Annotated in this window: 11 protein-coding genes; 7 read left to right on the top strand and 4 right to left on the bottom strand. The window is 39.1% G+C overall.

Translation table 11 applies throughout. The annotated features are described in order from the left end of the window. Nucleotides 1-98: 98 nt before the first annotated feature. Nucleotides 99-650, bottom strand: a complete 552-nt coding sequence (locus FIU87_RS14795) for a GNAT family N-acetyltransferase (protein WP_152445303.1) — start codon at nt 648-650, stop codon at nt 99-101. Between the two features lie 555 nt (nt 651-1,205). Here FIU87_RS14795 and FIU87_RS14790 point away from each other — a divergent pair. The 3 genes from FIU87_RS14790 to FIU87_RS14780 are packed head-to-tail and all read left to right on the top strand — an operon-like array spanning nt 1,206 to nt 5,001. Next, a complete protein-coding gene (locus FIU87_RS14790) occupies nt 1,206-2,675 on the top strand; it encodes a spore germination protein (RefSeq protein ID WP_152445302.1) in 1,470 nt (489 codons plus the stop codon). Between the two features lie 14 nt (nt 2,676-2,689). Further along, entirely contained in the window at nt 2,690-3,883 is a 1,194-nt protein-coding gene (locus FIU87_RS14785) for a Ger(x)C family spore germination protein (protein WP_152445301.1), read from the top strand. 20 nt (nt 3,884-3,903) lie between these two features. After that, a complete protein-coding gene (locus FIU87_RS14780) occupies nt 3,904-5,001 on the top strand; it encodes a GerAB/ArcD/ProY family transporter (protein ID WP_152445300.1) in 1,098 nt (365 codons plus the stop codon). A 156-nt stretch (nt 5,002-5,157) separates the two neighbouring features. On the opposite strand, the gene FIU87_RS21585 is transcribed toward FIU87_RS14780, so the two are convergent. After that, nucleotides 5,158-5,367, bottom strand: coding sequence for an NUDIX hydrolase (locus tag FIU87_RS21585; RefSeq protein WP_301538674.1), 210 nt, complete (start codon nt 5,365-5,367; stop codon nt 5,158-5,160). Between the two features lie 78 nt (nt 5,368-5,445). After that, nucleotides 5,446-5,982 (bottom strand): GNAT family N-acetyltransferase, encoded by a 537-nt coding sequence (locus tag FIU87_RS14770; RefSeq protein WP_152445299.1) that lies wholly within the window; start codon nt 5,980-5,982, stop codon nt 5,446-5,448. Nucleotides 5,983-6,248: 266 nt separating this feature from the next. Here FIU87_RS14770 and recJ point away from each other — a divergent pair, with 266 nt between their 5' ends. From recJ to dtd, 4 genes are all read left to right on the top strand, one after another. After that, the gene (gene recJ, locus FIU87_RS14765) at nt 6,249-8,594 is read left to right on the top strand and encodes a single-stranded-DNA-specific exonuclease RecJ (protein WP_152446590.1); all 2,346 of its coding nucleotides are present in this window, start codon (nt 6,249-6,251) and stop codon (nt 8,592-8,594) included. A 14-nt stretch (nt 8,595-8,608) separates the two neighbouring features. Then, the gene (locus FIU87_RS14760) at nt 8,609-9,121 is read left to right on the top strand and encodes an adenine phosphoribosyltransferase (RefSeq protein ID WP_152445298.1); all 513 of its coding nucleotides are present in this window, start codon (nt 8,609-8,611) and stop codon (nt 9,119-9,121) included. 503 nt (nt 9,122-9,624) lie between these two features. Next, the gene (locus FIU87_RS14755) at nt 9,625-11,823 is read left to right on the top strand and encodes a RelA/SpoT family protein (RefSeq protein ID WP_152445297.1); all 2,199 of its coding nucleotides are present in this window, start codon (nt 9,625-9,627) and stop codon (nt 11,821-11,823) included. Between the two features lie 16 nt (nt 11,824-11,839). Continuing rightward, entirely contained in the window at nt 11,840-12,280 is a 441-nt protein-coding gene (gene dtd / locus FIU87_RS14750) for a D-aminoacyl-tRNA deacylase (protein ID WP_152445296.1), read from the top strand. Nucleotides 12,281-12,328: 48 nt separating this feature from the next. Here dtd and FIU87_RS14745 read toward each other — a convergent pair whose 3' ends face one another. Further along, on the bottom strand, nt 12,329-14,077 hold the full coding sequence (locus tag FIU87_RS14745) for an N-acetylmuramoyl-L-alanine amidase family protein (protein ID WP_152445295.1): 1,749 nt from the start codon (nt 14,075-14,077) through the stop codon (nt 12,329-12,331). Nucleotides 14,078-14,143: the final 66 nt, after the last annotated feature.

The following is a 14,143-nucleotide window of genomic DNA, read 5'->3' as shown; positions in this document are numbered from 1 at the left end:
ATTTGATGGTCATTTTTTATTGAGTTGACGGCATTTCAAAGGTCTCTTTTGTAATAAAACAAGAGTTGAAAAATCAACTCTTGTTCATTATGTTGTCGTTAAATTTTCCTAGCAGGCTTTAATAATTCCCACTCTTCTCTTAAAATGCCCATACGAATTGAATCATAATAATTACCTTCATAAAAGCGTACTTTTCTTATGCGAGCTTCCATTTGCATACCTAACTTCTCTCCAACCCGTATCATTCTATGATTCCCTGACCAAGTCGTTAAACCTACTCTTACAAGCGGTAATGAATTAAATATATGATTTAGCCAAAGTTTCAGAGAGCGAGTTCCTATTCCCCTGTTCCAATTTTGAGATTCGTGTATAACAATACCTAATTCCAGCCAGACAGATTGTTCATCTTCAAAATAGTAAGAAACAATCCCTCTCACGACTCCATCTACGGTAATAACCCACATATTCTCTTTACCAACCCACGTTGGTGCAGTTTTCATGAATTGTTCAAGTGGTATTGATTTATGGGGAAAATAAGGTGCATCCCATTTCTTCCATTCTGGTGCATCTTCTTTGTAAATTAACTCCCATAGTTTCGATAGGTCTTGCTCCTCAATTGGACGGATTATTAAATCGTTATCTTGATACATACAAATCCTCATTTCAAAAATTAGTTTTACATTTTTTGATTGAAAAGAAGATTTGATTCCCTCTACTTTTCAATCACCTTTTTGAATTGAGTATGTTTCATTTTTATCACACCTTTCCTTGTACTAATCTTATTGTATCATTTTACCAATTGAAAGATTAACTGTTTTTTACAAACTTGCCCGATTCTTAAGTGAGGAGCGACCACTATGCTACAATCGCTCCTAGATTATAGTTTTGTGACAGGGAAGAGAACCCGTTAAATTAACAGCATGTTTTTTTTAGGCTGTTTTCGCAAAATTTATTGCTACTGCGTATCGTTAAGACACCTGTCATCAACGTTGTTGTCGTGTTCTTTTCATGGAGGAGTTTTAAACACGTGGCAAATTTTCTTAGCTCGAAGATTGGAAAAAGCAAAAGTCTTTTAAAAAAATAGCTTTATTATAAAAATTACCCAAAACCAATGTATGTCTATTGCGTTAGCATCATTGTTGAATAAATTGGTTAATTTCTGGAAAGTTATTATTAGATCTTATTGAGGCAAAGAGGGATACCGCATGTTGGCAGAGACAATAAAGAACTCCCTGAAAGAAAATAGTGAATTACTGAAAAAGGAGTTTGGAAACAGCTTAGATCTTATGGAACGAGAAATGGTACTTGGTGAGCTAGGGGTTGCTGCTAGTCTCTTTTATATTGAGGGGATTGTGAGAATGGAAGCAATAGAAAAGGCGATTATCATGCCTTGTACATCTATTATGGAAAAAAAAGAAGAAATAGATGGCACGGTAGTAGATTTTTTACGAGTGAATGTCATTAGCACTTTAAATGTCATTTCAATTGCAGATATGAGTAGCCTTGTCACTGGATTGCTGAACGGAAAAACGGTGATTTTTGTTTCAGGTGAGTCATTGTGTCTGTTAGTGGATACTGTTAAGTGGCCGGAAAGAGACGCTCCAGAGCCGAAAGCGCAACGGACTCCCATAGGACCTGATATTGGTTTTAATGAATCCATTACAAATAATCTCGCCCTCATTCGGAAAACGATAAAGGATCCTTGCCTTCGTGTCGAGGAAAATCCAAATGCCGATGTTAAAACGACCATAAAACTTGTGTACCTTGAAGGGAAGGTAGACAAAGAAGTTCTAGATGATGTGAAAAGTAAGCTTCAACAAATGAACATACAAATTATTTTGGACGTCAATTATTTGGAAGAAGCATTAATTACTGAGACACGGTCCACTTTCCCACTCATGCTCTCTAGTGATCGTCCTGACGTAGTAAGTGCGGAGATCTTAAGCGGCAAAATTGGAATACTAGTGGATGGGACTCCCTTTATTGCAACTGTACCTTCTGTGTTTGTGCAATTTTTCCAGTCACCAGACGATTACTATTCCATCAATCGATCGTCTCAAAACAGAAGACTGCTTCGGTTGCTTTTTTTCTTATTGTCACTACTTCTTCCAGGGGTATATATTGCATTTACTCTTTACCATCCGGGGTTAATTCCTACTAGCTTATTAGTAGGCCTACTGGCACAACGAGAAATCGTGCCTTTTCCTACCATTGTGGAAATTGTCATCTTTTTTTGGCTGCTTGTTATCATTACCGAAGGATCGTTACGGCTTCCATCAGGAGTGGTGCTTACAGTCACCATTTTTTCCTCCATTATCCTGGGGCAACAAGCCGTAGAGGCCAAGCTAGTACAGCCGACAACCTTGGTGGTATTAGGAGCTTCCTATGTTATGTCTAGCGTTGTCCCTCTATACAGCATTACGACCTTATATAGAAAGTTGACTTTCCGCTTTATTATTTTAGGATCCATACTCGGGTTGTATGGAATTATGATTGGATTAATTGTATTAATTCTTCATTTAAGCTCGTTACGCTCTTTTGGGGTTCCTTACTTATCCCCGATGGCGCCATTTCAGCTAAAAGACCAGAAGGACGCTTTATTCCGTGTGCCAATTCAATACATTGTCAATAACAAAAAAGAATTAACCAAGGAAGATAAAATGAAAAAACAGTAAGGGCTGAGAAAACGATGTTTAAACAAAACCTCCTGTCCATGATGACCGGCCTATTTTTACTGATTGCTTGCTTACTAGTTGGAAAAAACGTCGAAGATACTCTTCTAAAGGACCTTACCATTGTGTCTGGAATAGGAATTGACATAAAGGATGAGGAGTACCTTGTAACGCTACAAATTTTAAATATTGAAGCCTTGCAAGACTCCAATTCTCAAGTGCAAGGGTTTGTGTTGTATCAAGGGCAAGGAAAAACGATTTCAGAGGCCATCCATCAAGGAATAAAATCCGTTTCCAGATTTATTTTTTTTGATGACATTGAAATGGTTGTGGTGAGCGAAGAGCTTGCACGCACAAAGGGAATTACAGAAGCGGTTAACTTTCTGTTTTTGGAGCCGAATATTTCCTCCAACACCATGTTTTTTGTTAGTAAAGAAGTAGCAGCAAGTGACATCCTGAGTATTTCCCCTCCCATACGGAAGGTGTCGTCCAATCATATCATTGATATTGTGAAGAATATAAAACAGAACGGATCCTTTGCCATTCCAACCTATCCGAATCGAATAAAAAATTTATTACTCAATGCTCCAGTCACCAACAATATTATTCCATACATCAGTATTGTTGGCGACCCAGAAAAAGGGTTAAGTAAACAAGTCCAAGAAACCCCTTTACCTCCTGCAATACTATCTGTTGATGGAATGGCATATTTCAAGTCAGATAAATTAGAGGATTATTTATCCACAGATGAAAGCAAGCACCTTATTTTTCTTACCAAAGGTGTCAAAGGTGGTCTTTTGGAGGGCAATTGTCCAAAAGAAGAGCCAGGTTTTTTTACCTTTAATATTGAAAAGTCGAAAACACGCTTCGAAATAGAATGGAAAGAGCAACAACCAACAATCAATGTCTATGTAAAGCTTAGAGGCATTGTTAGCGAATGGACCTGTAAAACTGATTTTCAATATCCAAATCTTAAGGAATATGAAAAAGTGCTTGAAGAGGATTTGAATAACGGAATAACAGAGATAGTGAATAAAAGTAAAGAGGTAGGAACTGATTTTATAGGCTTTGGAAAAGAAATTTATCTTAATAAACCGAGCAAGTGGCATAAAATTGAGAAGCAATGGGAAACTCTTTTCCCTAAAGTGCCTTACAAGATAAAAACAGAGGTCAGAATCAGTGATACTGGAGATGCCGCTCAAAAAGAGTGACCATAGAAAAGGGTGAAGGAATGATGAACGTTACCAAAATATCTGTTACCCAGGTTTTTGCGTTGCAAACCCTGTTTCTGATGGGATCTTCCATTGTGATAGGGCTAAATTTAGGTGCAGAAGAAAATGCTTGGCTAGTTAACCTCATGGCCTCAGCATTTGGTCTTTTACTCTTCTTCTTTTACATGCTTATTCTAAAAAAAAATGGGTGGCCAGAGTTTCATCAATTACTAGAGAATGCCTTTGGGAAAATAGTCGGAAAGGTTGTGCTGTTTTTATACAGCATGTATTTTTTCTATATTGCCGGACGTGTTATTAAAGATTTTGTTTATTTTATCAGTCAAACACTCTTTTATAACATTGACAATTGGATTGTAGCCATTGCGTCCATTTGCTTGGTTGGCTATTCGGTCATATTAGGATTAGAGGCTGTTGCAAGGACGTCTGAAATTCTGTTAAGCCTGACCTTTTTACTATTGTTTATCATTGCTGTATTTGCGTATCTTTCAGGTGTATTAGTGTTAGAAAACATTAGACCATTGCTAGATATTGAAACCTTGGAATTTAAGGATTGGATTCAATACTTAACCTTTCCTTATGGGGAATTGGTGGTGTTTCTTACTATCTATCCATTCATCAATGACCATAAAAAACTTGTTAAAAAAGGCTGGATTGCTGTGTTACTCAGCGGTCTCGTTCTAATTGGTATTACTGAAATAATCATCGCAATTTTAGGGGCTAAGGTAGCATCCTTTTATACATTCCCTTTAGTCAAAGCCATTGAAATGATTGAATTACTTGGAATCGTACAGCATCTTGAGATATTATCAGCCGTCACTTTCGTCATCGTTGGCTTTATTAAGGTGGTCATCTTTCTAATCGCAGGCGCGAAAGGGGTCACGTATCTCCTACCTGCTCTTCAGGAAAAATTCATTATAGTCGTTCTTTGTGCCATTATCTATATTAGTACCTTCTACATAGGAAAAAATTTACCCGAGCATATCCATATCGGACTTAAATTTGTCCCAATATATATGCACGTCCCTTTTCAGTTCATCATTCCTCTGATCATACTAGCGTTAACATGGTTTAAAATGAAAGGCTCTGTTAAAGCTTAATGTTGATATTTATAGAAAAAACGGAAATTCCATAAAATTGGAAGTTCCGTTTTGGTTTATTGTCTAATTTCACTAACGCACCCTTTACTTGAATACAGCATTCTGTCACTTTAATGATTTTTTATATAAGTTTAATATTGGAAGAGTGAAACTCATTTATTGGTATCCATATCCAGTTTCATCTTTTACTTCTCTTTCACAGGCTTGTTCTGGCGACTCTCCTTCTTCAATGCCTCCACCTGGAAAATTCCAAACAATTGTCCCTCTTTGAACATATTGCTTAACCATCAATACTTTATCTTCCTTAATAATGAAACCTTGTGAAATCTTTATAGTTCCCCTTAAAACGCTATACTTATTGAACAATCCTGCTCCGTTAGCACAAGAAGCGACTGTTCTCTTGTTGAACAATCACCCACCGTAAGCTTAACAATGAAGGTCTAATTAGAAAGGCAAATCATTTAGTTTTATAGGAGTTACTAATTTGTTTTCCCAATCACTTCTAATCATTCCATAGCACAATGAGTCTGAAACACTTCCATCATTATTTTCCCATGACTGTCGTAGGTATCCTTCTTTAACAAACCCACCGTTACTTAGTGTTTTCCTCATAGCTAAGTTATCGCTTCGAGTGTAAGCCTCAATTCTTATTTTTTCATCTGGCAAACTAAAAATATGTTCAACAATCCACTTAACAGCTTTTGTCCCAAACCCTTTACCTCTAACATTATTGGCTAAACGAATGTCAAATAAAGGAATAGTATCACTAATGTCATGAATGATAATTAATCCAATTTTCTCGTCTTGATATTGAATCCAATAAGTTTCTCTGTCTTCTTGATACCACCCTTTATGAAAACCCTTGATAATTTGCTCATTTGAAGGATTTGGATCTGAATGGTAATCCCAAGAATTATTAGTCATGAATGAGACCAAATCATTTATTTCATTTTCAAGTTTTTTAAATTTAAGTTCGTTCATCTCTTCGCCACCCTATTTTTTTCTACTATATAAATACGACAAAAGAAAGTTTTTACCTTTGTAGTAAAAGCTGCTCTCACAGTCTTCACCTAGCTCATATTTGACGACTTAATTTCAGAACAAACGTTAGAATTGTACAAATATCAACAACTAACTTTAACAGAGCCAAATGAAAAAAGATGCCTGACTCTTCTTCTATCTCCAACCCATTATTGAAGCCTCCCTCACACTCTAGTATAATGAATAAAGCTAAGGGAGGAATGACATTGTTAGCTTCAAAATCACGTTGGAATATAAAAAAACCGAATGAAGAACTCATTCAACAATTAGCCCAAACGCTTAATATCGCCCCTCTTATCTCTTCCCTATTAGTTAACAGAGGGATGGATTCAGCTGAGAAAGCAAAGGAATTTTTATATACAGAGCAATTAGATTTTCATGATCCATTCTTACTAAATGAGATGGATGTAGTGGTAAAACGTGTGCAAGAGGCCATTGAAAATGAGGAGAAAATCCTTGTTTTTGGGGATTACGATGCCGATGGAGTAAGTAGCACAACGGTCATGGTAACTGCGCTCAAAGAAATAGGAGCGAATGTGGATTTTTATATTCCTAATCGTTTTACCGAGGGCTATGGTCCTAATGAAACTGCCTTCAAAGAGGCAAAGGAAAATGGTTTTTCGGTCATTATTACGGTGGATACAGGAATTTCGGCTTTGCATGAAGCAAATGTAGCAAAAGAGTTGGGCATCGATCTCATAATTACAGATCATCATGAACCAGGTCCTAAGCTACCAGATGCATTTGCCATCATTCATCCTAAAAAAAAGACTTGTACATACCCCTTTAAAGACTTGGCTGGAGTGGGAGTTGCCTATAAGGTTGCGCATGCGCTCCTTGGGAAAAATCCGGAACATCTCTTGGAAGTTGCGGCAATAGGGACGATTGCGGACCTTGTACCATTGGTGGGAGAGAATCGTCTCCTTGCCTCTAAAGGAATTAAAAAGATGCAACAAACCACAAGGGTAGGATTAAAGGCATTACTGCAAAAATGTGGCGTCGAGCCTCATACCATTACCGAGGAGACGATAGGTTTTTCTATTGGACCACGAATCAATGCTGTTGGACGTCTAGATAATGCTGATCCAGCCGTCCATCTATTAATGACCCAGGATGTTGAGGAAGCAAAGATGCTTTCTGAGGAAATGGAGTCCTACAATAAAGAAAGACAGCAAATCGTCAATACCATTACAGAAGAAGCCATCAAGCAAGTGGAAGAGAAATATCCTCCTGAAAAAAATAGCTTTATTATTGTCGAGGGACAAAATTGGAATGCTGGAGTAATCGGAATTGTTGCATCACGTCTAGTTGACCGTTTTTACCGACCAACCATCGTTTTAAGTCTGGATGAGGAAAGCGGCTTGGCGAAAGGGTCCGCTCGTTCCATAGCTGGTTTTGATTTGTTTGAAAATCTATCTCTTTGTCGTGATATCCTCCCACACTTTGGAGGTCATCCCATGGCCGCAGGAATGACGTTGAAAATGGAGCATGTGGATGAACTAAGACAGAGAATGAACCAAAGAGCGAATGAGCTATTAACAGCAGAGGATTTTATGCCGCTTACGGAAGTGGATATCGCATGCAGTTTAGAAGAAGTGTCACTTAAAACCATTGAACAGCTTGATTTGCTAGCACCATTTGGCGTCGCTAATCCTAAACCTAAAGTATTGCTAACAGAAGTAACTCCACAACAAATTCGTCAGATTGGCAATAAAAGCAATCATTTGAAACTGGTATTAGAACAAGATGGGTCTTCTTTGGACTGTGTTGGATTTGGGTTTGGAGAAACCTATCATCATATTTCACCTGGTGCGACTCTCGATGTGATCGGGGAGCTTTCGATTAACGAATGGAACAATTTCAAGAAGCCTCAATTGTTCTTAGGAGATATGAGAATAAAAGAGAGCCAGCTTTTTGATTTAAGGTCGATAAAGCAGTTAAATCAGACGTTAGCCAGTATTCCAGTGGACAAGCTTCAGATACTTTATTTTAATGAAAGCACGCTTTATGATTTGAAGTTGCAAGAGGAACTGCTTCCTTTTGCAAAACTAGTAACTAGCGATACAAAGCATGACCTTAACGGACAATATGTTGTCATTTTAGACATTCCATCTGAAGAATCGCTGCTTTCCTCTGTTCTTAAAGAAGCAGAGCCTGCTAGAATTTATGCAGCTTTTTACCAGCAGGACACGCATTTCTTTTCTACCATTCCAACAAGAGATGACTTTAAATGGTTTTACGCCTTGCTTGTAAAAAAGGGCAATATTGATTTGAAAAAACATGCCCTAGATATCGCCAAGCATCGTGGCTGGTCAAAAGAAACAGTAGATTTCATCTCGAAGGTGTTTTTTGAGCTAGAATTTGTTACAATAGACAATGGTTTTATCACATTAAATCATGCTGCGAAAAAGCGGGACTTCGAAGAATCTCCTACTTATCGTAAAAAACAACAACAGCTTCAGCTAGAGAACTTGTTTTTGTATTCATCATATAAACAGTTAAAAGCGTGGTTTGATCAGCACTTAACCAAGCAATGCATTGTTCATTCTTAGGAGGAAAAGAGAAAATGGATTTAAAGAAGTATATTACCATTGTTCCCGATTGGCCAAAGCCGGGAATTCAGTTTAAGGATATTACAACATTAATGGATAACGGCGATGCCTATCGCTATGCAACGGACCAAATTGTAGAGTACGCTCGCGACAAAGAGGTTGATTTAATTGTAGGACCAGAAGCGCGCGGCTTTATCATTGGTTGCCCAGTAGCTTACTCTTTAGGAGTAGGATTTGCTCCCGTTCGTAAAGAAGGAAAACTTCCACGTGAGGTAGCCCGTGTGGAATATGGTTTAGAGTACGGGAAAGATGTACTGACTATTCATAAAGATGCTATCAAACCTGGTCAGCGAGTATTAATTACTGATGATCTTCTTGCAACTGGTGGAACCATTGAAGCAACTATCAAGCTAGTGGAAGAGCTAGGTGGAGTGGTAGCTGGAATTGCATTCCTAATCGAACTCTCTTACCTTGATGGCCGCAGCAAGCTTGACGGCTTCGATATCCTAACCTTAATGAAATACTAGGCTCTTTACTAAGGCCAATGCTACACATAAAAACTAGAGCACCCTAAACATGCTCTAGTTTTTTTTATAATAAGAAAATAATAATGAGTTGTTTCTAGCTGTTGATGGTAGCAAAGGCTGTGACTCTTCTCACAGAATGAAGCGAAAGACTTGTGACCCCACAGTAGCCGAGGAGGCTCTCAACTCGACCCAAAAGTATAATTTTTACATGCATTCCTGAAAAATCTGTCGACAAATCTTTATTTTTCCTACATAATCCCTTTACATCCTCTTGAAATTTCACGATAATAAAAACAATATACTTCATTTCATCATGCTCTTTTCTAAAGATTGTTGTTTTTAACCATAAAAAGTCGGCTTTAAGACACGACAGCAACAGTTAATACGTGTATTTGACTTATACGTAGCAGAACAAAGTGTGCAAAAAGAGCTTTTCATAAAGAACGTCAAAACTGTCAATAATGAAAGTCTAAAATAGAGAAATTAAAAAGGTGAGTAGAAATATGGCAAATGAGCAAGTATTAACTGCAGACCAGGTGATAGATAATGCGAGACGCTATCTGAAAGATAACGACATCGCATTTTTAGAAAGAGCGTATGAGTTTGCAAAAAGTGCTCACGCTGAACAATATCGTAAATCAGGTGAGCCCTATATCATACATCCTATACAGGTTGCAGGAATTCTTGTTGACCTTGACCTAGATCCATCTACGATTGCGGCTGGGTTTCTTCATGATGTCGTAGAGGACACCTCTGTTACCTTAGAGGAAATTAAAGACGCCTTTAACGCAGAAGTTGCCATGCTTGTTGATGGCGTTACGAAGCTTGGTAAGATCAAATACAAATCACAAGAAGAGCAGCAAGCGGAAAACCATCGAAAAATGTTTGTTGCGATGGCTCAGGACATTCGCGTTATCTTAATCAAGCTAGCAGATCGCCTCCATAATATGCGGACGCTAAAGCATCTCCCGCAAGAAAAGCAACGTCGTATTTCAAATGAGACGCTAGAGATTTTTGCACCTCTTGCTCACCGTCTTGGGATTAGTAAAATAAAATGGGAGCTCGAAGATACCGCTCTTCGCTACTTAAACCCACAGCAATATTACCGAATCGTAAACCTGATGAAGCGTAAGCGTGCGGAACGGGAGCTTTACATTAAAGAAGTAATGGATGAAGTAAATGACCGTTTAGAGGAAGTTGAAATTAACGCAGAGCTTTCTGGCAGACCAAAGCATATTTACAGCATCTATCGTAAAATGGCTAAACAAAACAAGCAGTTTAGCGAGATTTACGATCTTTTAGCAGTGCGGATTATTGTTAACAGCATCAAGGACTGTTATGCGGTTCTTGGAATCATTCACACATGCTGGAAGCCGATGCCTGGCCGCTTTAAAGACTATATTGCGATGCCAAAGCCAAATATGTACCAGTCCTTGCACACAACAGTGATTGGTCCAAAGGGGGACCCCCTTGAGGTGCAAATCCGTACAAATGATATGCACCAAATTGCTGAGTATGGGATTGCTGCTCACTGGGCGTATAAGGAAGGGAAAGAAACAGATGATCGTGCTTCCTTTGAAGAAAAATTAACATGGTTCCGCGAAATCCTGGAATGGCAAAATGATGCCACCAATGCGGAAGAATTTATGGAGTCCTTGAAAATTGACTTGTTCTCCGACATGGTTTTCGTGTTCACTCCAAAGGGCGATGTCATTGAGTTGCCATCTGGTTCTGTTCCAATTGATTTCTCTTATCGCATTCACTCAGAAATAGGAAACAAAACCATTGGTGCGAAGGTCAATGGCAAGATGGTAACCTTGGATTATAAGCTAAAAACTGGCGATATTATTGAGATACTAACGTCAAAGCATTCTTATGGCCCAAGTCAGGACTGGTTAAAGCTAGCCCAAACCTCACAGGCGAAAAACCGTATCCGACAGTTCTTCAAAAAGCAACGCAGAGAAGAAAATGTGGAAAAAGGCAGAGACCTTGTCGAAAAAGAAATCAAAGGCATGGACTTTGATCTTAAGGAAATTTTGACTGCTGAAAACATTAATCGTGTTTCTGAAAAGTTTAACTTTATGACACCAGAGGATATGTTTGCTGCTGTTGGCTATAACGGTATCACTGCCCTTCAGGTTGCCAACCGTCTAACGGAAAAACAACGCCGCAAGCGTGATCAAGAGCAACAGATCACGGATATTACGGAAAGTGCAGAAAAGAAAAAAACAGCTCCACAAAAGAAACGAAAGGATGCTGGGGTTGTTGTGCAGGGGATTGACAGCCTGCTTGTTCGTCTGTCCAAATGCTGTAACCCTGTTCCTGGAGACGATATCGTCGGCTTTATCACAAGAGGACGCGGGGTATCTGTTCACCGTGCCGACTGTGCCAATGTTGTAGCGGAAGGTACCAATGACCGTCTTATTGAAGTCGAGTGGGAAAGTGATGTAAAAGACAACAGGGAGTATAACGTCGAAATAGAGATTACCGGTTATGACCGTAGAGGGCTTTTAAATGAAGTTCTTCAGGCTGTAAATGAAACGAAAACAGATATTACCGCTGTTTCTGGTCGCTCAGATAAAAACAAAATGGCAACCATTCATATGGCCATCGCCATTCATAATATTAATCATCTGCATAAAGTTGTTGAGAGAATCAAACAAATATCGGACATCTATGCTGTTCGTAGAATTATGCAATAAGCGGGGTTAACAAGTTATGAGAGTAGTTTTACAACGTACAAAAAGAGCGGAAGTAAGAGTAAACGATGAAGTGGTCGGAAAAATTGACCGTGGGGTAATGCTTCTGGTAGGAGTCACCCATGAAGATACACATGAGGATGCTGCTTATGTTGCTGAAAAAGTAGTTAATTTACGTATCTTTGAAGATGAGTTGGAGAAAATGAATTTGTCCCTGCTTGATGTGGAAGGGAGCGTGCTTTCTGTTTCGCAGTTCACGCTATATGGAGACTGCCGCAAAGGACGCCGTCCAAACTTTATGGCTGCTGCAAAGCCAGACCATGCAGAGGAGATTTATGAAAGCTTTAACAAGGAATTAAGGTCTAAAGGTGTGACCGTAGAAACTGGAACATTCGGAGCCATGATGGATATTGATTTTGTTAATGATGGTCCGGTTACCTTACTTGTCGAAAGTAAATAAGAAAATCCGTGCTGTTTTTCCCAATAAGGAAGAAGCAGCACGGATTTTTTAGTTTCCTTTGAAATATTGGGCAAGGCCCTGATAGATAGCCGTAGAGGCCCTTTCTTGAAAGTCTCCTGATTTGACAGTGAGTTCCTCTCCACGATTGCTAATATATCCAAGCTCTAAAAGCAGCGATGGCTGCATGCTTTCTCTTAGTACAAGATAATTTTCCTGCCTAAATCCTCGGTCTCTTAGATTTAAATATTGAACAAGAGAAGAGTGTACATTTTCTGCAAGAACGGCTTCAGAATCCGAATAAAAGTATGTGGTGTTACCTGTTACACTGCTGTCATCAATGCTATCATAATGAATACTGATAAAGGCATCTGCACGATGATAGTTGGCCAGTTGTGGACGATTTTGCAAAGGAACAGATGTATCTGCCTGTCTGGTTAAAAAGACATTTGCCCCAGCAGCCCTCAATTTATCATACAGTAGTAGGGATGTGCGAAGAGTCAAATCTTTTTCAAAAGTTCCGGATGCACCAATTGCTCCAACATCTCTCCCACCATGACCAGGGTCAATCACAATCACTTTGTTAGATAAATACTGTTCTCCACCTGCTCTAGATATTCTTTGTGTGGTTCCTTTTGAAGCAACAATCCAACCAGCAACAAATGCTTCGGAACCGTCAGTAAGTTTAATTTTATACCAATCGTTTTCAATTTCTACAATTGGGTATTCCTCGCCTTTGTTGGCACGATGCACCACTTTAGCACTAGTTGTAGGAGCACTGCGTATGTTAGTGGCATCATCTACTATCACGATGCTTCCTTCTGCAGTTGAAGGTGGGGGAGAGGATGCTTTTATGTTTTTGTCTAGAAACCAACCAGCAAGCCAGCCTCGTTCTCCATTTTCCATTAGGATCTCACACCAATTGTTACGCTCACTCACAATCATCACTTTTGTACCTTGAGGTAGCTGTTCAATCACCGTACCGTTCAAAGAGGGTTCGCTGCGTACGTTTAAAGCTGCCACTTTAATCGTGGCATGACCTAAAACAGCACCTTCAGCTGGTTCCCCTTCTCCAACTGTTGCATAATCACCATGAATCCAGCCAGAAGTTCCTTCAAGCTTTATGTTTAACCAATCCCCATTTTTGCCAATAACCTCTACTTGTTGACCTGTAGATAAGGTTCCAAGCACAGTTGCGTCTGTTGAAGGTTCTTTTCGGATGTTTAGTCCATCTGTTGTAATGGTAGCATGCTGATTTTTTTTGGTAGTTTGACTTTGCTCTTGTTGTTTCTTTGCCTGAATGCTGACAAATTCTTTTGCAACCCAGCCTTCCAACCCTTCACCGCGTACTTTGACCCAATTCTCGTTCTCATCTAAATATTGAATATTTTCCGAGGTAGAGTGGAAATATCCAACCACAGAAAAATTGGTACCTGGACCGGAGCGAATTCTGAGATCATCCGTTAACACTTGAACAGAAGAGCTTCCGCCAGAGCGAGTAGCACTTGCTATTCCCCCTTCACTACTAGCAACTACAAGGTATGAAGCGATCCAGCCTGCTTTAGATGAGGTGACTTGTATTTTTACCCATTCACCTTTCGCTTCCACAACAGGATAGGATTCTCCACGCGATACTTTGGAGATCACTTTTGCATTCACATCAGGTGACTCTCTCACGTTAAGCACGTCTGTTGCAACAACAACTGATTTGTTTGCCAAGGCGGAAGTAGCATTCAAAAACGAAAAGACAGTAGTAAATAGTAAAAGTGCAATAAGAAAAATAGGTAATTTTTGACGCAAATTACTGCCTCCTTATAGAAAGTTCAACAAACTCTTTCTACATAATCGAAAAAAATCCTGCTAAAT

It is taken from the genome of Bacillus sp. THAF10 (assembly GCF_009363695.1).
GTDB lineage: Bacteria > Bacillota > Bacilli > Bacillales > Bacillaceae_I > Sutcliffiella_A.
The sequence above is the reverse complement of the archived record's forward strand: the minus strand, read 5'-3'. Positions and strand labels throughout refer to the sequence as shown.

Bases quoted from the DNA above. Each gene is read 5' to 3' on its own strand.
- FIU87_RS14795 (WP_152445303.1), bottom strand. From the start codon at position 650: ATGTATCAAGATAACGATTTAATAATCCGTCCAATTGAGGAGCAAGAC.
- FIU87_RS14780 (WP_152445300.1), top strand. From the start codon at position 3,904: ATGATGAACGTTACCAAAATATCTGTTACCCAGGTTTTTGCGTTGCAA.
- FIU87_RS14760 (WP_152445298.1), top strand. From the start codon at position 8,609: ATGGATTTAAAGAAGTATATTACCATTGTTCCCGATTGGCCAAAGCCG.
- FIU87_RS14770 (WP_152445299.1), bottom strand. From the start codon at position 5,982: ATGAACGAACTTAAATTTAAAAAACTTGAAAATGAAATAAATGATTTG.
- FIU87_RS14790 (WP_152445302.1), top strand. From the start codon at position 1,206: ATGTTGGCAGAGACAATAAAGAACTCCCTGAAAGAAAATAGTGAATTA.
- FIU87_RS14755 (WP_152445297.1), top strand. From the start codon at position 9,625: ATGGCAAATGAGCAAGTATTAACTGCAGACCAGGTGATAGATAATGCG.
- FIU87_RS14785 (WP_152445301.1), top strand. From the start codon at position 2,690: ATGTTTAAACAAAACCTCCTGTCCATGATGACCGGCCTATTTTTACTG.
- dtd (WP_152445296.1), top strand. From the start codon at position 11,840: ATGAGAGTAGTTTTACAACGTACAAAAAGAGCGGAAGTAAGAGTAAAC.